21 protein-coding genes and 1 riboswitch are annotated in these 21,502 nt (G+C 39.5%); of the genes, 16 read left to right on the top strand and 5 right to left on the bottom strand.

The features are described 5' to 3' along the window. The first annotated feature begins 71 nt into the window (after nucleotides 1-71). Genes ACYQ2C_RS11685 through ACYQ2C_RS11675 form a run of 3 tightly spaced genes read left to right on the top strand, consistent with a single transcriptional unit; the run spans nucleotide 72 to nucleotide 1,237 of the window. Nucleotides 72-362, top strand: a complete 291-nt coding sequence (locus tag ACYQ2C_RS11685) for a YcgL domain-containing protein (RefSeq protein ID WP_460050805.1) — start codon at nucleotides 72-74, stop codon at nucleotides 360-362. 21 nt (nucleotides 363-383) lie between these two features. After that, nucleotides 384-824, top strand: coding sequence for a YcgN family cysteine cluster protein (locus ACYQ2C_RS11680; RefSeq protein WP_460050803.1), 441 nt, complete (start codon nucleotides 384-386; stop codon nucleotides 822-824). 41 nt (nucleotides 825-865) lie between these two features. Further along, the gene (locus tag ACYQ2C_RS11675; protein ID WP_460050801.1) at nucleotides 866-1,237 is read left to right on the top strand and encodes a hypothetical protein; all 372 of its coding nucleotides are present in this window, start codon (nucleotides 866-868) and stop codon (nucleotides 1,235-1,237) included. Between the two features lie 353 nt (nucleotides 1,238-1,590). Here ACYQ2C_RS11675 and ACYQ2C_RS11670 read toward each other — a convergent pair whose 3' ends face one another. Then, entirely contained in the window at nucleotides 1,591-2,094 is a 504-nt protein-coding gene (locus ACYQ2C_RS11670) for a pyridoxamine 5'-phosphate oxidase family protein (RefSeq protein WP_460050799.1), read from the bottom strand. Between the two features lie 864 nt (nucleotides 2,095-2,958). Here ACYQ2C_RS11670 and ACYQ2C_RS11665 point away from each other — a divergent pair. The 4 genes from ACYQ2C_RS11665 to ACYQ2C_RS11650 all read left to right on the top strand — a co-directional run bounded on the left by ACYQ2C_RS11665 (nucleotide 2,959) and on the right by ACYQ2C_RS11650 (nucleotide 5,065). Then, nucleotides 2,959-3,300 (top strand): hypothetical protein, encoded by a 342-nt coding sequence (locus tag ACYQ2C_RS11665; protein ID WP_460050797.1) that lies wholly within the window; start codon nucleotides 2,959-2,961, stop codon nucleotides 3,298-3,300. 12 nt (nucleotides 3,301-3,312) lie between these two features. Next, nucleotides 3,313-3,753 (top strand): hypothetical protein, encoded by a 441-nt coding sequence (locus ACYQ2C_RS11660; RefSeq protein ID WP_460102760.1) that lies wholly within the window; start codon nucleotides 3,313-3,315, stop codon nucleotides 3,751-3,753. Between the two features lie 43 nt (nucleotides 3,754-3,796). After that, nucleotides 3,797-4,066, top strand: coding sequence for a hypothetical protein (locus ACYQ2C_RS11655; RefSeq protein WP_460102758.1), 270 nt, complete (start codon nucleotides 3,797-3,799; stop codon nucleotides 4,064-4,066). Nucleotides 4,067-4,294: 228 nt separating this feature from the next. After that, nucleotides 4,295-5,065 carry an amidohydrolase family protein gene (locus ACYQ2C_RS11650; RefSeq protein ID WP_460102756.1) on the top strand — a complete coding sequence of 257 codons (771 nt, stop codon included), beginning with the start codon at nucleotides 4,295-4,297 and terminating at the stop codon, nucleotides 5,063-5,065. 212 nt (nucleotides 5,066-5,277) lie between these two features. On the opposite strand, the gene ACYQ2C_RS11645 is transcribed toward ACYQ2C_RS11650, so the two are convergent. The 3 genes from ACYQ2C_RS11645 to ACYQ2C_RS11635 form a co-directional block, all read right to left on the bottom strand. Beyond that, entirely contained in the window at nucleotides 5,278-5,709 is a 432-nt protein-coding gene (locus tag ACYQ2C_RS11645; RefSeq protein WP_460102754.1) for a bacteriohemerythrin, read from the bottom strand. 136 nt (nucleotides 5,710-5,845) lie between these two features. Continuing rightward, nucleotides 5,846-7,099: a DUF4785 domain-containing protein gene (locus tag ACYQ2C_RS11640; RefSeq protein ID WP_460102752.1), complete on the bottom strand. Its 1,254-nt coding sequence runs from the start codon at nucleotides 7,097-7,099 to the stop codon at nucleotides 5,846-5,848. Between the two features lie 12 nt (nucleotides 7,100-7,111). Beyond that, nucleotides 7,112-7,963 carry a hypothetical protein gene (locus ACYQ2C_RS11635; protein WP_460102750.1) on the bottom strand — a complete coding sequence of 284 codons (852 nt, stop codon included), beginning with the start codon at nucleotides 7,961-7,963 and terminating at the stop codon, nucleotides 7,112-7,114. A gap of 1,451 nt (nucleotides 7,964-9,414) precedes the next feature. Continuing rightward, a riboswitch (cobalamin riboswitch) is annotated at nucleotides 9,415-9,567 on the top strand. 144 nt (nucleotides 9,568-9,711) lie between these two features. Between ACYQ2C_RS11635 and ACYQ2C_RS11630 the strand changes: the two genes are divergently transcribed. The 4 genes from ACYQ2C_RS11630 to ACYQ2C_RS11615 all read left to right on the top strand — a co-directional run bounded on the left by ACYQ2C_RS11630 (nucleotide 9,712) and on the right by ACYQ2C_RS11615 (nucleotide 14,422). Next, nucleotides 9,712-11,532, top strand: coding sequence for a TonB-dependent receptor plug domain-containing protein (locus ACYQ2C_RS11630; protein ID WP_460102748.1), 1,821 nt, complete (start codon nucleotides 9,712-9,714; stop codon nucleotides 11,530-11,532). A 207-nt stretch (nucleotides 11,533-11,739) separates the two neighbouring features. Continuing rightward, nucleotides 11,740-12,342 carry a cob(I)yrinic acid a,c-diamide adenosyltransferase gene (cobO, locus tag ACYQ2C_RS11625; RefSeq protein WP_460102746.1) on the top strand — a complete coding sequence of 201 codons (603 nt, stop codon included), beginning with the start codon at nucleotides 11,740-11,742 and terminating at the stop codon, nucleotides 12,340-12,342. Between the two features lie 107 nt (nucleotides 12,343-12,449). Continuing rightward, nucleotides 12,450-13,466 carry a FecCD family ABC transporter permease gene (locus ACYQ2C_RS11620; protein ID WP_460050983.1) on the top strand — a complete coding sequence of 339 codons (1,017 nt, stop codon included), beginning with the start codon at nucleotides 12,450-12,452 and terminating at the stop codon, nucleotides 13,464-13,466. A 47-nt stretch (nucleotides 13,467-13,513) separates the two neighbouring features. Continuing rightward, a complete protein-coding gene (locus ACYQ2C_RS11615; protein WP_460050779.1) occupies nucleotides 13,514-14,422 on the top strand; it encodes an ATP-binding cassette domain-containing protein in 909 nt (302 codons plus the stop codon). A gap of 146 nt (nucleotides 14,423-14,568) precedes the next feature. Here ACYQ2C_RS11615 and ACYQ2C_RS11610 read toward each other — a convergent pair whose 3' ends face one another. After that, entirely contained in the window at nucleotides 14,569-15,858 is a 1,290-nt protein-coding gene (locus ACYQ2C_RS11610; RefSeq protein WP_460102744.1) for an NAD(P)/FAD-dependent oxidoreductase, read from the bottom strand. Between the two features lie 777 nt (nucleotides 15,859-16,635). Here ACYQ2C_RS11610 and ACYQ2C_RS11605 point away from each other — a divergent pair. From ACYQ2C_RS11605 to ACYQ2C_RS11585, 5 genes are all read left to right on the top strand, one after another. Continuing rightward, on the top strand, nucleotides 16,636-17,298 hold the full coding sequence (locus tag ACYQ2C_RS11605; RefSeq protein WP_460102742.1) for a DJ-1/PfpI family protein: 663 nt from the start codon (nucleotides 16,636-16,638) through the stop codon (nucleotides 17,296-17,298). 193 nt (nucleotides 17,299-17,491) lie between these two features. After that, nucleotides 17,492-18,106, top strand: coding sequence for a hypothetical protein (locus ACYQ2C_RS11600; protein ID WP_460102740.1), 615 nt, complete (start codon nucleotides 17,492-17,494; stop codon nucleotides 18,104-18,106). Nucleotides 18,107-18,829: 723 nt separating this feature from the next. Continuing rightward, nucleotides 18,830-19,417, top strand: coding sequence for a type VI secretion system PAAR protein (locus ACYQ2C_RS11595; protein ID WP_460050773.1), 588 nt, complete (start codon nucleotides 18,830-18,832; stop codon nucleotides 19,415-19,417). A gap of 44 nt (nucleotides 19,418-19,461) precedes the next feature. Then, the gene (locus ACYQ2C_RS11590) at nucleotides 19,462-20,484 is read left to right on the top strand and encodes a DUF2515 family protein (protein WP_460102737.1); all 1,023 of its coding nucleotides are present in this window, start codon (nucleotides 19,462-19,464) and stop codon (nucleotides 20,482-20,484) included. 92 nt (nucleotides 20,485-20,576) lie between these two features. Continuing rightward, nucleotides 20,577-21,359 (top strand): hypothetical protein, encoded by a 783-nt coding sequence (locus ACYQ2C_RS11585; RefSeq protein ID WP_460115680.1) that lies wholly within the window; start codon nucleotides 20,577-20,579, stop codon nucleotides 21,357-21,359. Nucleotides 21,360-21,502: the final 143 nt, after the last annotated feature.

Here is a 21,502-nt window from a genome sequence, read left to right as displayed (position 1 = left end):
TGAGTGTTCTACAGAAACTCGGTAAACAATGTAGAGCTACGTAAATACAAAGAAAGGTTATCCATAACACAGTGAAACAAATTTGCGATATCTATAAAAGCTCCAAAATTGATGACATGTATTTATACGTGTTAAAAACCGATGGCATAAGCCGAGTACCAAAGGCTTTAATGGAGCGTTTTGGTAAACCAAAACACTCGTTTACTTTGGTGCTTACTCCAGAGCGTAATCTTGCCAACGCCGATATTACTCGTGTGTTAGCGTCTATTAAAGAACACGGTTATTACTTGCAAATGCCGCCAGAAAAAGAAGATTACATGCAAGAAATTAATAAATCGAACGATAAACTCAGCAAAATTTAATGGGCAGCGGTGATAATAACAATGTCTGAAAATCGATTTTGGGAAACCAAATCTTTGTCAGAAATGACCAGCGAAGAGTGGGAATCACTGTGTGACGGTTGTGCAAAATGTTGTTTGCACAAACTCATTGATGACGAAACCGATGAGCTGTTTTTTACCGATCTTGCTTGTAAATTACTCGATGTCGATACTTGTCGCTGTACCAATTATTTAAATCGTTTAGAACAGATTCCTGATTGCAGAACCTTTACCGCTGAAAATATCCAAGACATGTACTGGTTGCCGATCAGCTGTGCTTATCGAACCTTGGCGGAAGGACGTAAGCTGGAAAAATGGCACCCGTTGATTACCGGTGATGAAACTTCGGTGCATCGATTCAAGCGATCCGTTAAAGGTCGCTGTATTTCTGAGAACGAAGTTCCACTTGAACAGTGGCAAGATCGAATCGTGCGATGGGTTTAATCGTTAATTATCAACCTAGAAAATACTAAGCGAAATTTATTATGTCTGATACCGACTATACAAATGCTTGGCTGGTTTATATTGTTGCATCTTTAGTTGTCACGTTAGGCGCATGGGGATTAACACGCCGAGTGCGTCCTATCGTACAATATCCGTTGCTGTTATTAATAACGGCGTTTATGTTGACGCCGTTTAATATCGAAACCGGCTCAAAATTTATGGGGCCTGCGTGGTTAATTACTTTTTACGAAGGTGTATTTGTTCCTGAAGTAGGCTTTGCCCGCGCCGGTAGTATGTTTGCAACCGTATTGGTGATTAGCTTATTGATTTATCCTGTTTTGTATGGAATATATTTTTCGTTTGCCAAACTATTCGGTGGCAGGAATCCAACAAATACCGAAAGCGAAGCTTAGTTCGCCATTATTGATGAGCTCTTCCAGAAAAATAATTCTAAGAACTGCTGATTAACTCTTCTATAGTTAACCTATAGGAACCGCTGAAGGAACCTCTGATTAAATTAAGCATTTATTGTTCTTGAAATTAGCAGCACATCTGTGTGTCGCTGGAGGCTCTCGGTTAATCAGGGTTTCCTTTATTAAGTACAAAAAATAAACCCCGATAAAATCGGGGTTTGGTTTAAATTCATTCTTTCACTGATCCATCAGTGCCTGACAAGAATGCATGCCAATAAACCTAAAATCTACTTAAAAACTACATCGCTAGCATAGCTTCTTAAATTTAACTGAAACTGAACGGCCAGTCTTACCTAGTGATGATAGATAACATGATTGTCTAAATTGGGCTGTTCATCACGAATTTTTGCGATGGTAGTTTTAGCAAAACGAGTCATCGCTGAGGTCTCTACATCCCACATTTCTGCTTCGCTGACACTAATTTTTAGTAAATACAAACCCGGCGCATCCGGGCCATCGGGTGCCCAAGTTCGGTAATCTTCGTCCCAGTACTTATGCAGTAATTTCCTATCCGAAATCAATTGTGCGTAGCCTGTAACAGAAATATAAATGCCTTTTTCCGGCGACGAATAAATAACATTGACGAAATTATTTTCAGAAATATCCAGTACGCGCTGTGAGTCGTTGTAGGCGTAAAACCATAAAGCACCATACTCATCTACGCTTACGGTGTGCATTGGTGAAGCGTGCGATCGGGTAGAATGAGTTATGGTAGAGATCATCGCGGTTTTAATTTTTTCGATATTGGTTTTTAAAGACATTAAGTTTTCATCGTCGTGTAAGCTTAACTCTGTCATGGTAAATTCCTCTGCTGATTCCTATTTGCGCATTCCTTTGGAGTAAATGTCTCTAATATTGTTGTTCTATTAATAATAAAACAATAAATGAATGCGATTTTCATATTCATAAGTGATAAAGCTTAAATCGTGCCAGAGAAAAAATACTCTATAAATAATAAAGGTGAAACGTATCGTCGGTTGATTTTTTTGCGTATTTTTAAGCGCTCCTTTAATGGAAAGGCTATGTTTGCGGGTGTTTTCTCTCGTTAGTAATACAGAAAGCTCTAGATTAATTGGGGATTTCTATTTTTATAAAATTTTTCAAAATTATAAAAATACTACAAAGTTGATTCTGTGTGCTTTGATCTTGAATTGACTGCAAAATATCTTGAAAAATCTGCAAAATTATTTTTGTGCAATAGATGTTGATTGTGTTTTGTGCATTGCTAAATTTTGAATTGTAATTTTTGGCTATGTGATAACTCTTTGATTTTTAGCGCATTTAAGGTGATTTAAACGGTATTTGAGGGTTTTGGAAATTATTTTTTAAAAATTGGCAAGCCCTATGCTTCATACAGAGTAATACGCTAACAGGTTTCAATAAATTTTTAACCAATAACTTTTTAGTATTTTCGAGCGATATCTAAAAAGTGCGTATTTATCTTGCGCTCGACCTAGTTGTAAAAGACCTAGTTGTAAAAATTTAGCTTTAGCAATATTGGTAATTATTTTTCGGTACGATATTCAGAGATAAAGTTCGCTGAACTCAATAGTTACCAACGTTATTAACTAATTAATAACCTATAAGCCGCTCTTATATGTGAGTGAATTTTTCTTACATCTAAATTCATAGATGATTCAAAAAATTCAACGGAGAACGCCATGAGTACTCAAGAAAATTCAGTAGATTCAAGTGCAAAACTTAATTCAGTATCTAAAGACACGGCTGCGGCTGCTCACACTATGACTGAAAAACTTGCGAGCGCAGCCCATGACGCCATCGATAGCACCAGCCCAAAGCTCGATAAACTTGAGCAAAAGGTCAGAGAAACTGCTTCTTCTGCGGGTAAAACTTTGCACGATAAAAAAGAAGCGAGTAACAAGGCTATCCACGAGGGTATAGATTCAGCGCGCGGTTTTGCACAACGTAATCCATTCCTAACGCTGGGCGCTGCATTTACAGCAGGTGTTTTGGTTGCGTCGCTAATTGGGAAGAAAAAATAATCGGGGTTCACAATGAACCAGAATCATACCAACACAGATTCTGAATCTTCCGAAAATGGAGAACCGGGCGATAATCGCCCGGCTCAGAATTCTTCTGATACATTAACAATTCATCAGCTCATTGGTGAAGGCTTAGCTGGTATCGGTAAACTTACTGATGATTCAAAGCAACTGATCAAAGCTGAATGGTCTTTAACACAAACATCGTTAGTGCTCACTCTTTTATGCGTATTGTGTTTTAGCGGTATGGTATTAATGTGTTGGTTATTTGTATGTCTTACCGTGGGTTTTTACGCGTTTAAATTAGGCCTTGCACCCATCTACATTATGCTCTCTATGAGCGCCATTCAAATATTATTGTGTGTTACCTTGTGGAAAGCCGGTAAGTATTTTGCTAAACATGTCGGCTTTAGCCAATCCATTAAATTGATGAGTGTATTATTTTCTAAATAGCGAATCTTTTTATTATGAGCAGAGGCTGTCTCGGGAGGTATGAATGTTTAGTTTTTGGAAAAAAAAGAATGCAGTTTTAGAATCACAGTACCGAGTTACTCAAGACTTAATTCAAGTTATAGATGTCGCAAAAAAGTCCAAAAATATGGCTCGTCATTACGCAACTGACCCTAAAAGTCTCGGGGCGTTTTTTGCGGGTGGAGTTGCTGCAAAGTTACTCGATAGGCTTTATACCAAAGCTTCTTTTTCTGATCGCAAATCAAGAGTACGAATAATCCGTACGGCGCAAATGGTTAATCAATTTTTTTCCTAGAAATCTATTTTTCCTAGAAGCCAATTTTAGGGTGAAACACTCGTAAATTCCTGGGTATTTGCCGCGTGTGTACATGATACAGGCAAATTTCTAATATTAGTTAAAACTTAATTAAATCTAATATCGAACTTTAGGTGTGGTCGGTATTTTAGGTGCTATTCTTAGTTAAGTTTAGCGTTAGTTTTTGTTAGCTTTTACTTATATTAGACGTCTGCTTTGGGTTTATGAATGTTAAATAAATTGCCTTTATTTGATTCGCATTTTCATATTATTGATAAACGATTTCCCATTTCTGAGAATAATGGCTTTATTCCAGACGCCTTTACCGCGCAACAGTATCTGGATCGCATGAGTGAGTACCAATTACTCGGCGGAGCGATTATCTCAGGGTCTTTTCAAGAATACGATTACTCTTACTTAACGGATGCGCTAAGTATTTTAGGCGCAAACTTTGTAGGCGTCGTAAATGTTAAAAGTGATATCTCTGAAGATGAAATTTTAACATTAAATAAAATGGGTGTACGCGGTATTCGTATTAATTTAAGGCGTTATGGACAAGCAGCTCTTACCGATCTTGTTAATTTGGCCGCTAAAATTTACGAAGTCGCTCAATGGCATGTTGAGATTTATGCAGATTCACGCGATTTATGCGATTTAATGGGTGTTATTTCAACCCTACCTTCTGTGAGTTTGGACCATTTGGGTTTAAGCGAAGAAGGGTTTAAATACGTTGTTAAACTGATCGAAATGGGTGCTTACATTAAAGCGACAGGTTTTGGGCGATTAGATTTCAGCGCGAAAGCAGCGATCATTAATTTGTACTCACTCAATCCAAAACGATTAATCTTTGGTACAGATTTACCCAGCACGCGCGTGCATATTCCTTACAGCGACGACGATTTTAACCTGGTTGTTGAGACTCTCGGTGAAACAGGTGCTAGAGACGTACTTTCACTCAATGCCTTAAGGCTTTATCGCATGGAGCATTTAGCCCTGTAAATAAAATGATGCTGTATTTCCAGGCATGATCTTGTATTCACAGGAACACTAAAACATGAATTTTATTGCTTAATGAGCCGTGTCATCACTGCCACCAGCGTCAGGTAACGGCTAATGTTGCTACGTAAACATTTGACCTTAATACAATAAAGCCGCCGTTTGGTTTGGCGTTTTTAAACGGTCGATCACTGGTTTTTAGTGCCATTTGTCGGTTAGGCACTTTCGGGAATACTGTCTTTGTGTAGGTGTTTCTTTAAATCGACAGCTAAGGCGCTATCCATGGTTTTTACGTGGGTATCAAACCATTGCAATAAGCTGTCAGTCATCCACGCTCGTGCCATTTGTGTACGACCCACTTGCACCTTGTCATTAAAGCGCGACATATCGCCCAATATTCTTTGATGGTCAGAAATGTGTTCCAGCATCGAGCCGTGACCAATTTTTTTCATATTTTCTTCTTCACCCGAAAAATGAGCTTGGGTGTGGGCGAGTAAATTTTTAAAAATATCCGCAAACTCAAGTCCTTTGGCTTTTGTCGCTTGTTCTACAAGATGCAGGAATTCTTGATGAATTGTATCAACCTCAACTAAATCTAATTTCAGTTGTGGGTCGAAATTTGAGACTAGGTCATTGATATTGGTCATTTTGACTCGCTTGGTAACAGAAATGGCTTAAATTGTTTAATGTACTGGTTTTTGATTTTGCCAAGGCTGTGCCAAGCTCATAAAAAAACCGAGCCATAAGACTCGGTTTTTTTAATCGTCCGATTAGAAACGTTGATTACATTTCTAAAGCAGATTCTTGTGACCACAACTCAGATAAACGAGTTTGATCTTTAAGTTTTAAGCTTTTTACTTCAAACGGTGCAACAAGACCGGTAGCGCTAAGCTCTACTTCAGGCACTTCTAGGGTAATAGTACCGTTAGCATCTAACCATTGAGCGGTAGCAGTTAACACACCCGGAACCATACGGCCGCGAGCATCGGTACCGTAAACAACCGCAGATACTTCGTAACGGCCAGGTAGTACGCTTTCTACGGCAAAGCTCATGGTCATAGCTGCGGCTGAGTGCTCAACTTCAACGTCACCGGTTAGGCGAGCAGTTTTTGGCGCAACAGCAAAGGCAACTTTATCGGTACGAAGACTCTTAACACCACCTTCGTTAGATTCGGTAACCAAGTGTACTTCGAAAAGGCCGGGTGCACTGGCCAGCATATTGGCTGTGTCAATTACCGCTACTGCTGAACCACGACGTTGACGAACTTGTACGGCTTGTGGTTCGGTTGAGCCAGGAGCCATAACAAATGCTTCTACAGAGCTAAGCGCCATTGCTGAACCATCTTTGGTCATCGCTGCGTTAACTCGGATGTTTTCACCTTGCACTACGCGAGTTTTGTCTAAAGTGGTTTTTAACACTTCGTTGCTTTTCGGCTCGAATACCAAAACGTTAAAACGGTCAGCGGCTGCTAAAGATTGCTCGCTGCGCATTAACATACCGTTTTTACCGGGCTCTGCTTTCATCTTCATGGCAAAGCTGCCTTTTGGCGACTCAAGGCCTGCGGCGGTAAGTTCGTTCGCATCAAATGTTTTTGCAAAGGCTTCGTCGGAACTTAACCATTGACCATTTGCATTGACTTGCAACATTTTTTCGTCAATGGCGGTTGAGCCAGACATTGGAATGACACGAACCAATGCCGATGGGGAAGAAATCGGTAGATTAATACCTTTTGATAATTCTTCACCTGTTGCTAGCATTTTGAAGTTGCGGCTTTCGGAGGTAAAGGTTTGACCAACGTTAGCTTGAATGCTTTCGCTGCCTGCCAATACTTGGGTAAAGGTGACACGCTCGCGAGCGGTACCGATGGTTGGTAATGCAACGCCATTGAAAGAAGTTTCTAGGCTTTTGCTGACCATATCACTTTTTGCGGCTTGTTTTAGGGTCATTTTTTCTGCGTTTGCAGAGAAGCTAACACCGGCTGCTACCGCCAATGACAAAGCGACGTGCAATGCTTTTTTGCTAAATAATTGAGTCATGTTGGTAGCTCCTTAAATGTCGTTTCTCAAAATTACGTCTAGGCCAAAACATGGACGACGGCTTTGGTTATGGTTAAGAGGTTCTTGACCATTAGTAAGCTGAGTGTCGTAGAACCAAACGGTGCCTGCTGCTGCTTGGCTGGTGCAGTTTAAGAAACCATCGGAACAGCTGTTTAGGAATTCTTGTGTAGCTTCAAGTGCAACGGTTGAAGAGTAGCCACCACAGTAGCTGTCTGAGTCGAACGGTGAGCTGTCTACGTCTGAACCAACAACATCATAGAATTGACGTGGTAATGATGGGCGACCCGCAGTACCTAGCAACCAAGTTGAATTGTAGTAAGACATCCAAGCAACTTGTTGTTGGCGAACAGCATCGTTAGCAAAGCCTAGAATCCAGCCCAAAACTTGCTCAAAAGTGTTGCCTGCAATAACTTGGTCGGCCAGTGGAGTGCCCGCGCTGGAAGGTGCAACCGCGTTAACCCAGCGAGTGCGATTGATAATGTTTGGGTAGCGAGAGTCGAAGGTTGGGTTTGATAAAATCCAGCGCATTACGTTACCACCGTTAGAGTGAGTAATGACTACAAGATCGGTAATGCCGCGTGAATTTACGAAGTTGGTAAGTTGCTGAGCCAAACAACCCGCTGCGCCATCGGCCCACATAAATTGTTCGAAGTCGCAGTTAATTACAACATAGTTAGCTTGGTTAGGCAGGCCGCGACGCACGGAGTTTACAAAATCGGCGGTCCAATAATCGTTGAAAGCATCGGTTTGTTTGCCGGTGCCGTGAACCAAAGCAACTCCCGTGTTAGCGTTTGCAAGAGCACAAAAAGCGCTCAAGATTAAACCCCAGAAGATATTTTTCATTTTTCACCTATTATCTAAGTTAAATGTATTGCGGTAGAAATGCATGATTTTTGTGTGACTGAATACCAGCCTAAAATTCTCTCAACTGAAAATTAGAGAAAGCCTAAATGTTTGTCCTTATAGTTATGTGTGGTTTCCGATACCTAAACTGTGTTTTAAAAATTTAGTTAAATATTTGATGATTTAAATTGACGATATAGGTCAATTTGATTTTCTTCTGATCGAAAATGTTATTTATAAATTGAGAGTTGATTTTGAAGAAATGTTGGCCTTTTTACGAATAAATTAAGTTAAAGGCTTATTTTATAAAATACTTGTCTGTTGAGTGTTGTTTCTGAGTTTTTAACTATCAAAAAATAATTAAGGATCATAAGTTAATTTCAAATTTTAATTTCACAAGACGTAAAAGTAATACTGGGTCGGCAAGTTTTGGCGATAAAACTGCAAGAAATAACAGTCTGAAATTCATGGTTCAGCGCTTTTTATTGGGTGTTGTATTGTGCCGCAAAAATTGATCATTTAACGATAGCGTGTATTGATTGTATTTATCGATTGTCAATACTTGTTAGTGTTTTGCATTTAATTTTACAAATTCATTTTGTGTGTTTATTGGTAAATCGATAGCTGTGTAAAAAGCCTTTATTTTAAAGTGATTTGACTGTTTTCGGTGTTTTTGGTCAGGTTTGTTTCAATTGACGATTTTTAAATTAAACACTCTTGAAATACGATTCAAATCTTCTGTGGTCGAGCATGCTAAAGCGCTATTGTTAAGAAATAAATACAAAAATTTTAAAATATTGAATTCGATCAATGTTTAACTTTTTTAAATGTAAAGTTCATCGGGAATGATTTTTTTTGTCATATTGACTTGATTTGTATAATTTTGATAAGCGGGTCGCAATTGGCTAAATGCAACGTTGTATCTATTGTAGTTTAAGGTTTTTTTTATCAAGAAAATTCTGTGATTATTTTTAGCTTGTATCGCTATATTAGTTTGGGTTGTATATTTTTATTTATTATTTGCTTTGTGGGCTGAATATTTATGTTAGTAATTCTATAAAAATATTTAATTCAGTTTTCAGTTTTCAGTTTTCAGTTTTCAGTTTTCAGTTTGGAAAATAATGTTAAAAGAAAAAGAAAAAGAAAAAGAAAAAGAAAAAGAAAAAGAAAAAGAAAAAGAAAAAGAAAAAGAAAAAGAAAAAGAAAAAATGCCACAGTATTATTTTTATGATTATGTTTGAATTTTTTTTGATGCACTAAAAACAGCACAATTTGTTATTTCGAGTATTCTGGGTGAATAAGCTCAAGGTTGACCATTCATCATAAGCTGGGTAAAGTTCGCGCCACTTATAGGTGCTTACAGCCAATCATTTGTTAACGTTCATTCTTCTAAAAGCGATGTCTTTAATTTGATTTGTCGTTATCAAGCCAGTTGCTAAGTCATTATTAATCTTTCATTACGTTAATAATGCCCGTGCAACCTTAACTGGTGTGTAGGTTAAATGGGAAGCTTGGCGGTTTATTGCAACCGATCCATCACTGCCCCCGCAACGGTAGAACCTGTGTGTTCAAAGTCCGATACCAGCCTGAGTAACTTAAATGCGATGCAGCGGAGGGCTCATCGGAAGTAGAACGCTATGTTATACCTAAAGATTGGGTATTTCTCGACAGATTGCAGCTTTTCAGCGAAATCTTTCTACCTCGTTATCCTCCCTAAATCGTAAACACCTTGTCGAATTGGGGACATAATGAATAAATCCTTGCTGGCACCGCTTGCCGCTGCTGTATTCTCTGCACATTCAATTGCTGCCACTACCATTGAAGAAGTGGTTGTATCATCACGTATTCCCGAGAATACTCTTAATCTATCCACCAGTGTCTCGTTAATTGATGAGCAGCAGTTGCAGTTGTCGGGTCAAGAAAGCCTTGCCAATGCTTTGGCTGCGCAACCGGGCGTTGGTGTGTCGCACAACGGCGGCATAGGTAGCGTTACCACCGTTCGTATTCGCGGCGAAGAAGGTTTTCGCACCCAATTGCGTATTGATGGAGTGTTAATTGCCGACCCCTCTGCACCGCAGGTTACGCCGGTATTTGACGATTTATTGGTGAGCGGTGTTGAGCGTGTTGAGATACTGCGTGGTCCGCAGGGCGTTCTTTATGGCGCCGATGCCGGTGGTGTTGTGAGCATTACGTCTAAACGCTACGAAGACGCACTTGCCGGAAGTGTTGATGTAAAAGCGGGAACGGACGGTTTTCAACGTGTTACCGGCAATGTAGGTGGTTCTAGTGATTTGGGTTATTTCTTTGTATCAGGTTCTGATTTAGATGTTGATGGTTTTGATGCGACATCACCAGCCGACGATAAAGACAGTTACGATAACCAAACGCTGCAATTAAACGGAAAAATTAATTTGAGCGAAAATTGGTTTGTGAAAGGGTTTTATCGCCAGCACGAAGCCGATAACGATTACGATAATTGTTTTGTCAGCGCTACTTTTGCAACTTCAGACGACTGCCGTTCCGATTCCGAGTTGGATATTTGGAGTGTGGGTATCGGTTACAAAAATTCTGTATTCAGCCACGAACTTAACGCGAGCATTTCTGATATCAGCCGTGAGTTTTTCACCGAAGGAGAATTAACCTTTGAGAACGAAGGCGAAATTACTCAAGTAGAATATCTGGGCAGTTATACGCCCCAAGACAGTTTGAAAATTGTTTTTGGTATTGACTCTAAAGAGGAAGAAATTGCTTTTTCTGAGCGTGATCAATTAGCCGCTTTTGTTAATGTACAAACTCAATTTAATGATCATTGGTTTATTGATATTGGGGCGCGTTATGACGATGTTGATGACTTTGGCGAATACCAAAGTTTTCGCCTTGGCAGCAGCTATTTAATTACTTTCCAAGATTCTGGTATTTTAAAATTTAAAGCCAGCTACGGTTCTGGCTTTAGAGCGCCAAGTTTATTTGAACAATTTCTTAATGATACCGCCTTTTTTGGTCCTGCTGCGGGTTTGCAGTTAGACGAAGAAACCAGTAAAGGCTACGATCTTGGCGTTGAGTGGTTTTCGGAGCAGGGCTGGAAGTTATCGCTGGTTTGGTTTGATCAGACCGTTGAAGATTTTATTGAGTTCGACCCGGTATTTTTTAGCGGCTACTTACAATCCGACGATGACGCGACCTCACAAGGTGTAGAAGTCGCCTTTAATTGGCCTGTGAGTGAATCATTAGAGCTCTCGGTAAATCATACCTATAACGATACGGAAACCAGTAATGGCCAGCAACGTGCACGTCGCCCTGAGAACATTACTAATTTTTCAGTTATTGCTCAATTAATAGAAAATTTAACCTTGTCGAGCCAATTAAGCTTCGTCAGTGACGCCATTGATATTGACGGTGAAGACTTGGATAATTACTCGCTATTAAATATTACGGTCAACTACACAGTAACTCCTGAGTTACAAGTGTATTCCAACGTTATTAATGCTCTTGATGATGATTATCAAGAAGCGCGTGGCTTTAATAATGGTGGTATTCAGGCGTATGTAGGTGCTCGTTATTCCTTTTAAACGATACACGTAAAATAATTATCAATACTATTGAGCGTAAGCATTAGGAATTCATACTCAGAGTATGAACAGCAAGGATACGTTTATTGCTTGTATTTCTTACGAGCAATTACAAACATATAGGAAGCTCTGATTAAATCAGGGATGAGTTAATCAGAGGTTCCTACAGTTTGATGTTGATATATGCAACTTTTTGGTTTTTTTTAAATGGATAAAAAGTCTGAGAAACACAACAAAGCCATGCAAAAACAAAAAGAACGTGTTTCTGCAACCATGGCAAAAGCAACGCAAGATCAATCCGTTGTAGTTTTATTAACCGGTAACGGTAAAGGTAAAACCAGTTCTGCATTTGGTATGGCAATTCGAGCTCTAGGCTATGGTCAACAAGTGGCGATCATTCAGTTTATTAAAGGTGTGCAAAAATCCGGCGAAGAATTATTTTTCCTTGAGCATTTAAAGGATGTACCTCTTTATCAAATGGGCACCGGTTTTACGTGGGACACGCAGGACCGAGACGGTGATATGGCTGCGGCGAAGATTACGTGGGATCACGCTAAAAATGCGCTCAGTAGTCCTAAATACGATTTGGTTATTTTAGACGAATTAACGTATATGCTGTCTTATCAATATTTGGATGAACAGTCGGTAGTTGACGCTATTATTGCGCGTCCTTCGCATCAAAACGTAGTGATTACCGGTAGAGGTGGTGGTAGTCGATTACGTGAAATTGCCGATACCGTTTCTGAGATAAAAGAAATCAAGCACGCTTATAATCAAGGTATTATGGCGAAAAAAGGAATCGATTTTTGACAACTCATCGATCGTTGTCATCATCTTGTCACAGCCCGGTCCATAAACAGCACAATCGACGATCATGCGTATTTTTGTGCGTATTAATTGTGCTTGTTTTTGTGGCGATGCTAACCAGCTTAGCGATTGGTGATGTTAAAATCACATTTGTCGCACACCTCAAATTCGTGTTAGGCTATTTATCATTCAATAATTTTTCAGATTCTGAATTTTTTGCTCAGAGCTTAAATTCACAAGATTTTATTATTTTATCGCAAATACGTTGGCCGAGAGTGTTAATGGCCCTGTCAACAGGGGTTGTGCTTGGCGTCAGTGGCGCGGCTGTTCAAGCCATTTTTAGAAACCCATTGGCGGATCCTAATTTAATTGGTATCTCCTCAGGCGCCTTGTTGGGTGCAAGCTTAATGGTATTTGCCTCGTATAATTTGGGATTCGCTGTTCTCTCGTCAATAAATAACACGGCATTAATTTCTGGAGCGGCTTTTTTAGGTGCATTGATCGCATCAATGTGCGTATTAATGATGAGCCATTGGTTGACTAAACCAGGTGTCAATCAGGTGCTTTACATGTTGCTACTTGGATTTGCGTTGTCGGCCTTTACTGGTGCTTTTGCGGGTCTCATAAAATATTTTGTTGATCTTCAACAATTACGTTTTCTCTCATTTTGGCAATTGGGGAATTTACAACCGTCTTCAAGCGTGTATCTTTGGTTTTCACTTATAAGTGCCGTAATTGTTTTATTTTTATTAATGATTCATTCAAGCGCTTTAAATTTATTGGCGCTGGGTGAACAGCAAGCGATGTATCTTGGCGTTAAAGTAGAATCGCTTCAATATCGTGTATTATTGATCTGCTCTGTAGGTGTGGGTGTTTCTGTTGCCTGCGTGGGTTTAATCGGTTTTGTTAGCCTAATTGCTCCGCACGTAGTAAGAATGGTGACTGGTGCTGACAACCGCTGGGTTATTCCGTTATCGGGTTTAACCGGAGCAATTATTTTAATAACCTCAGATGTATTAGCACGCAGTCTTATTGACGGAGAAACATTGCCTGTTGGTATCATTACTGCTTTAGTGGGTGCGCCTTGGTTTATTGGGGTTTTAATGAGGAAACTTAAACATTCTTAAAGTATTGTTGTTATTCGTTATCGCGCTGCGTCGTAAGATAAGGGTTTATGAATAAAGATTATTTGTTCGAAGTTAATCACCTACGAGTATTCCAGCAGAATAGAGACGATGGTATTGATGGTTTAATACGTGTTCGGGATTCTTCTTGCAAGAGCTCACGTGTGCGCCTTGATATCGAGCGTTTGCAAATTCCTAAAGGTCAGTTAATTGCGATTGTAGGGCCAAACGGTTCTGGAAAGTCCACATTGTTACATTGTTTGGCCGGCGGGTTAAAAGGCTCTGGCGACGTTATTTTTTGTGGCGAAAATATAAGCCTGCTCAGGCAATATCATCATCGAGAGTTAGCAAAATACTTATCGGTGTTATCGCAAATTAATTCACTTGAATTTAACTTCAAGGTTCAAGAAGTGATAGCCTTTGGTCTGGCAAACCATTCATGTTCCCATGTTGGTAAAAAGCAGTTTCTAAATTTAGCGGCAAATTTTGCAGACGTCGGTCATTTATTCGAAAAAAACTACGATCAACTCAGTGGTGGCGAACAGCAACGTGTTCAATTAGCTCGATCGTATATTCAGGTATTACCCAATCTGGTTGATAAAAGCCAATTTAAGTCTGGAGCTAAATCGGTTAAATCAGAAACCTCGTTGATTCAGTTAGATCTTAAACCCTGTTTATTATTGGATGAGCCAACCGCAAGCCTAGATTTAAAACATCAAAATAATATGTATGAAACTCTAAAAGTAGAGTGTCAGAGAGGTTTAAGCGCAATTATTGTTAGTCACGATTTGAATTCTGTTTTGCGCTACGCAGATCTAGTGATTGTGATGCAAGACGGTCGATGCATCGATTTTGGCAGTCCAGAAGAGGTTTTTCACGCAGATCAAATTAAGCAGGTGTACGAACAAAACTCGGCAATTATTGACACAGAATTTGGAAAAAGATTGGTATTCTTCTAAGGTTTCTAGGATTGGAATTGCTTTAAGAAAGAAGCGCTCAATCTTTAATTTTGAGTGCTTTATTCGTTAATGAATGTATTAATTGATTAATAGGAACCTCTGATTAAATCATGGATGAGTTAATCAGAGGTTCCAATATAGTATTTTTAATGAAGCTTCATTTTAGGTCGAACAACCTTGCTAATGGTTTCTGCCACATAAACCATTGCCGCTTTACTAAAGCCATGAATGGCAATTTGGTGCATGCGATACAAAGATACATACATCAAACGTGCTAAATGGCCTTCCACAAACATACTTTTGCTGGTCAAATTTCCCATCAAGCTGCCCACGGTACTGTAACGACTTAAGCTTACTAAGGAGCCGTGGTCGTGGTAAGTAAAGTCTTTTTGGTTTTTGTTGTTACGCCTTCTTAAAATATTTTCTTTAATGGTCGATGCCATTTGATGAGCAGATTGAGCTCTAGGCGGAACCCATTTGCCATTTTCTTGCAAGAAACCACAGCAGTCACCTAGCGCATAAATATCGTCATCCGTGGTGCTCTGTAAGGTAGGTTTCACTAATATTTGATTGGCCTTATTAAGCTCAAAAACACCTAAATCTTTCACGTAATCGGCGGCTTTGACGCCTGCGGCCCACAACATTAAATCGGCACGAATTAAAATATCGTCGGAGGTAATAAAACCATCGGCGGTTGCTTTTTGAATGCGAGTGTCTTCTTTAACTTCAACGCCAAGGCGTGACAACTCTTTTCTGGCCGATGCTGAAATTCGCTCCGGCAAGGCTGGTAGAATGCGTGGCCCAGCTTCGATCAACGTAATGCGAAGACGCTTAGGCGTCATGTTTGGCATACCGTAGTTTTTAAGCAGCTCGGTAACGTGAAGCAGCTCTGCAGAAAGCTCAACACCTGTGGCACCGGCACCCACAATTGCAACATTAAGCGTACCGCCATCAACTTCTTCGTCAATACGCATAAAATGATTCAATAATGCTTTATGGAATCGTTCTGCTTGTGCCTGAGAATCTAAAAAGAAGCAGTGATCTTGAACGCCCGGAGTACCAAAATCGTTGCTTACACTACCTACAGCCATGACTAATGTGTCGTATTTTAACTGACGTTCAGGCAGAAGTGGTTTGCCTTCATCATCAAATACGGCGGCTAATTTAATGGTTTTATTGTCGCGATCAACGCCGGTAAACTCACCCATAACAAATCGATAGCCGTGTCTGGCACCGTGTGCGCGGTATACAACGCCATCTGTTCCGGTATCTAAAGATCCAGTTGCAACTTCGTGTAATAGGGGTTTCCAAATGTGAGAAGTGTTTTTATCGACGAGCACAATATCGGCTTTTTTACGTTTGCCTAATTTACGCCCGAGTTGGCTGGCAAGTTCTAAACCGCCCGCGCCGCCTCCTACGATAACAATTGTTTGCATAGTTACGTCCTCAAGAGTGATATGGGTCTGAGCTCTGTAGAACACAAACCCATAGCACCATTAAGTAATAGCATTTGAAATTGATCGAAACAAAGATTAAATATTCTTATTTTTTGATTCGACTTTTATAAAGGATCAGTTTGTCGTTGGATACCTAAAAACGCAAGACATAAAGTAACAAAAAATTAATGAATAAGAAAATACTGTTACAAAAGAGGTGTCAAAAACAAGGTCTTTGAAAATATTACGTCTGTTTTATGAAATATATCCTTATAAAAATAGGCGTTAGCGTTAATGTATTTTCCAGGGATTCGATATTGTGAGGTATTTTATTATCGTTAAGTACAACCTCTACATCTAAATATTGAAAATACCAGTTTGTGTAATTAAGTGTGTGTAATTTAAAAATATTGCTCCAGCTTTTATCTGTTGTTTTCGTTAAATTTATAGGCATGTTTTTCTTTGTCTTGGTGTGGCTATTTTTTGTTCGATTATAGATTAAACAGAAGCAGGTGTGGGCGTGATTTGAATCGTTTTTTACGCACTTTGATGTTTAATTTTAAGGTGAATAATTTTTTAACTAGTTGAAATATCTAAAAATTTGATCATTAATCTATTTAATAGATTAAAAATAAATATATTATCAATTTTACATATAAGTGTACTCCTGTATCTTGATTATGTGCTCAGGTTTGGCTTGAGCTCATCTCAAATTTTTAATTCGACCGTTCTTAAGGTCGTTATCTTTTGATTAAAAAACAACGTACAGGAGTATGTATGAAAATAAAAAAAGTTTTGCTCAGTTTATTTTTAGTGATTTTATCTTCCGCTAGTTTGGCTAAAGATAAATCACAAATAGGTATTTTAGTTTTTGATAAGTTTTTAACCAGCGACGTTACGGCACCAATAGAAGTATTTGGCGCAGCTGTCAAACATGATCAATTTTCTGAATACGAAGTTGTTTTAATTTCGGCGACAAAAAATCTGGTTGTTACCTCTGAAGAAGGTTTAAAAATTGTTGCCGATAAATCTATTTACGACGCGCTAAATCTTAAGGTTTTATTGGTACCCAGCGCCTACGATATGAGTCCGTATTTAGAAGATAAAAAACTTGTGCAATTTATTAGTGATCAGAGCAAAAAAGTGGATTGGAACGCGAGCAACTGTTCAGGTGCATTCTTGTTAGGTGCAGCTGGTGTACTTGATGGTAAAAAAGCCACCACGTGGGCGGGTGGCGAAAATGACTTACAGAAATCTTATCCAGAAATAAACGTTCAATATGATGAGAATGTTGTTCTAGATGCAGGCGTCGTTACCTCAAACGGTGGGCCTATCAGTTATCAAGCGGCTTTTGAATTGCTTGCAGCGCTGAGTGACGAAAAATTCGCTAACCAAATCTCAGAACTCATCCAGTTTGACCGCTTAGAAAACGCCTTCTAATCCAAATTATTCTTTTAAACTATAGGAACCTCTGATTAACTCTTCCGTGATTTAATCAGAGGGAAGAAATTGACAATGCAGTTTCCAATTTCTTGAAATTAGCGACACATCCTTGTGTCGAGATAAACTCCAGGTTAATCAGAGTTCCTTTGAGTATATGAATTAGGCGTTAGCAGGTTTTGGAAGAGATATTATGATTTTTGATGAACTGGGATTAAAAGTTCTTGATGGGAATATATGGGATCTACTGCGTGGTATAGCAAGCGATATTTCGCAAAATTCCGCCAACGCCATTAAGTGGATTAATCAGGCTGAAGCCGGTTGGAAGAGTGATCTTGCATATGATGAACTGATTACTGAGCTTAAGGCTAAGTTTCCCGGTTATTTTCAACATTATGGCTCTTGGCAAGAGCGTACAAATAAATTTTCGGAAGAAGTTTTTGCGTGTTATTGCTTCGTCGATATCTTAAATGTTATGGGTTATTTTATAACCGTTGACTGGAAAGAGAGTGGTGATGCTTATGTATTGTCTCTTCTTTCTCAGCAGTTTGAATTATTAGGCTTGCAAGCAATTGATGTTAAGATTATTGATAAATTTGCAGAAGACTACATTGATTCTCCATTAAGAGAGGCGAGTAGTTATTTAACTAAATTAATGAAAACTCTTGCTCAAGAGAGAGGGTGTGACATTCTCTTTTGCGATAATGGTAATGACGAGACCATATTTGCAACGGTTTCTCAAGAGGTTTTCTCGCGGTTGTATATGGTAGAGATAAATAATGGCTCTCTAATTTTTAGTGATCAATAAATTTTCTGTGCAACTGATATTGACTTATAAGCGTGATATTGAGTCGCCAGATTTATCGCATTGGTATTCTTGTTATTTTTGCTTGGATTTTAATTAATTCTTGTTTTGATAGAGTAAAAACGTATCTGGATAGTTGGGTTTACTTGTTTTGAATACTAAAAAATAATGATAGATTTATTCTTTTTGTGATGATTTTCTCTGTAAAAAGAAAATAACTCTTAAAGTGTTAATATATCTATAGGAAATTCAGATTAACCTAGAGTTTCTTGCGACACAAGAATGTGTCGTCAATTTCAAGAACGGTAAGTGACTGAAGTTGTGAAAAAATTAAAAATCGCATTTTCATTTTCTGCCCTCTGATTGAATTATGGATGAGCTAATCAGAGCTTCCTATAAAAATGAATTTGATTGTTCGTGGGTTTTGAGCAGTTGATACATGGTAAATCTACAGCGAATAAGCCGTGAAAATATTGCGCAAAAATAGAGTGGCAATTTTAACCTTAATGTAACCACTTAACGTAAATAAAAACCCATGAAATTATTGCTAGGTTATTCTGCGAATGTAAAATTTACCGGCAAAAAGTCTCGTTTTACGCAACGCATAATTAATAGTGGAAGAAATTTTTGTCACAATCCCTAACAATTAATTGATGGTAAGGGTGTTTGTGGAGGTTTCTTATTCACCTTCATTTACAGTTTAATACTTTAGTTTAGGAAATATAAATGTCGAGAAAACCAGCGGCGCGACTGGGCGATATGGGTTCAAATCATGGTGCATGGCATCCTAGTCCGGTAATCCAGGGCAGTGGTAATGTTATGGTTAATGGAATTCCCGCCGCTCGAAAAGGCGATGCGCTTGCTCCGCATATAAAGCCCAAAAGCCCACCACATCCAAGAGCCATTTCTAAAGGTTCAGCGACGGTTTTCATCAATAATCAACCTGCCTCTCGTGTGGGTGATGCTATTAATTGCGGCGGAACCATTATGGTTGGGTCTGCCAACGTTTACATTGGTGACGAAGGCCCTGCTATTAATCTTGCCGCTGATGATATTCCTGTTACCAATACCTTCGCGTTGCGTTTTGTACTTAAAGACACGCTCGGAAATCCAGTCAAAGGAATGGCCTATCGAGTGGTTCCCGAAGGTCAGCCTATTGATGAAGATTGGCACTTGCCCGACGATGTATCGGGTACCGATGGCACTACGGCGGTGGTGTCGACTACCGAAGGTGAGAAGCTCGAATATCAACTGGTTTGGCCAAAAATAAATACGGATAAAGCCGTGGCCTATGCAAATTCCAAAGAAACTTAATCAGCTAAAGCCTGTTAACCGAAAAAGAACCAAGGAATATCGACATGGTAAGTCCAGAGAGCACTGCGGGCGTTAACGATAATACTGATAAAGTCGAACCGGTAGAAATTACCTGTAAAACCTATTGGTCAAAAGCACAAGAATTTTCGATTATTCGCATGAGCGAGCGAGTGGGTTTTAACGAGTACGACCTGCTCGATTGGTATGAAGTGCGAGCAAAACGTATCGCCGCAACCTACGCACGCTTTTATTTAGAAACCGAAGAAGGCGGGGATGTTAGTAAACTGGGTCGCTATTATTGGATGGCTCTGGGGGCCTTTGCCAGTAAAACGGTTGCTTGTCTTTTGGGCATGAACAGAGTGGTATTAACTGACATGTTTCTGCCATTTGTGAATGCCAAAGAAATAGCTGATGGTTTGGGTAAAGGCAATTTATGGCTCTTTATGGATATCAGCGCGCCACACTGGTTTTACAACAACTACCCAGAACATTTTTTTGACGGCATGGTTTGCATCGATAAACGTAACGCAAAAAATCTAGAAGCGCCCATTCAAACAGTGGTGGATAGTATGCCTTGGTCGCAGAAAACACTGCCTATTATCAATAACATGGCAATATCCGGCAGCCTGAAAAGTGGCTTTAAGTACGTTACACAGATTGAGAAGGCGTCTGGACGAGCTAAGAGAGACCTGCAAATGAAGCATCTGTTGGAGATCGCTAACCATGAGCAGGGTGTTATCTTGCAACCGCTGATTTACGAACACCCGGAATTTGCCAAGTGGGCGAGATGGCAACGGGGGATTCTCTTAAATTGGGCATCTCCATCATTCGAGTTGGTTTTTTCACACGCCTGCGAAATAGACGACGGTGAACTTAAATCGGTCGCCCCTGATGATATGCAAGTTGAGAATTTCAAGAGTCGTATGGATTGGATAAAAGAGGCAGCATCTGTATTCCATGATCTTATGGCAAAAAGGTCTAATTATATGCACGGTGAGCTACAGAAAATGGCGAGCTGGGTGAATACAAAAGATTATTCAATGCCAACCCGAGCAATTATCGAATGAGGTACCTACTAATAATAGGGGCCTTATTGCTGGGCTCACTTATTTTAGGCTATGTATTTTTTACACATCAAACAACCAAGAGCACGCCTTCAATGCCAGTCGCTAAAGCCTTTATTGAACTGAATATGTCGCCGGAGAAATTTGTAGAAATTAACTGGGTGGATCAAAAACGCGGAATAAACAGTCAGCCAGCCGGTTTGGATTTTTATAGCGTCAGATGGCCAATTGCATCTCTTGGGCAAGTATTTCTAGAAAACGGACCTTACAGTTTTACCTTTCCCAATACGCTTCGAGTAACCGGTACCTACGACCGTGATCTTCCCAGAAAGGGTATTTATGTTTTTAGAGTTTCTGGTGGCATGTCTACACAAAGTGATATTTATCACGACGAGGCACGATTACGCTTTTTAGAGTTTTTAGCCATGCTAAGGCAGAGAGGCTGGCAAACCTTTATTAACCTTGAAGACCCACGTTTACCAACCAATCAAGCCCTGCACTATGCACTGCAAGAAGACAATGTTTTATACAGCTTACCTATCGATGCTGACATAGACCTAGACACGTGGATGCGGATAACCGACAACGATTGGCGAATGTATGCGGGTGATGTCATTATGAAAATAGGTTTTCGTCGAGACACAAGCCGCCTAGATTTAGATAAGCCTTCGGATTATTTATTTTCTTACGAAGTGTATAACATGCAAGAACTTATTATAAATCAGTTAGAAAATGACGAGCGAAAGGATGCTGCGCAAATTTGGCCACAACGGAAATTAGAATTACAAGAGAGACGTCATCAAAAAGAGTTATTACTCGAACAGCAGGGTTATCACATTGATCGATCTTACGTTGACCCCGAGCTTGTACTGGAATAGTTGTTAATTACACATTATTGGAAACTATAAGAAAGCTTGGTTCATAAACTAGCCTTGCTTTGGGGTGTCAGTAGTGCCGGTATTGCTTGCTATTTAATTTAATGTTTAAAAAAACATAAGGAAACTCTGATTAACTTAGAGTT

Source organism: Sessilibacter sp. MAH3 (assembly GCF_054658275.1).
Note: the sequence above shows the minus strand (reverse complement) of the source record. Positions and strands in the feature narration are given on the sequence as shown.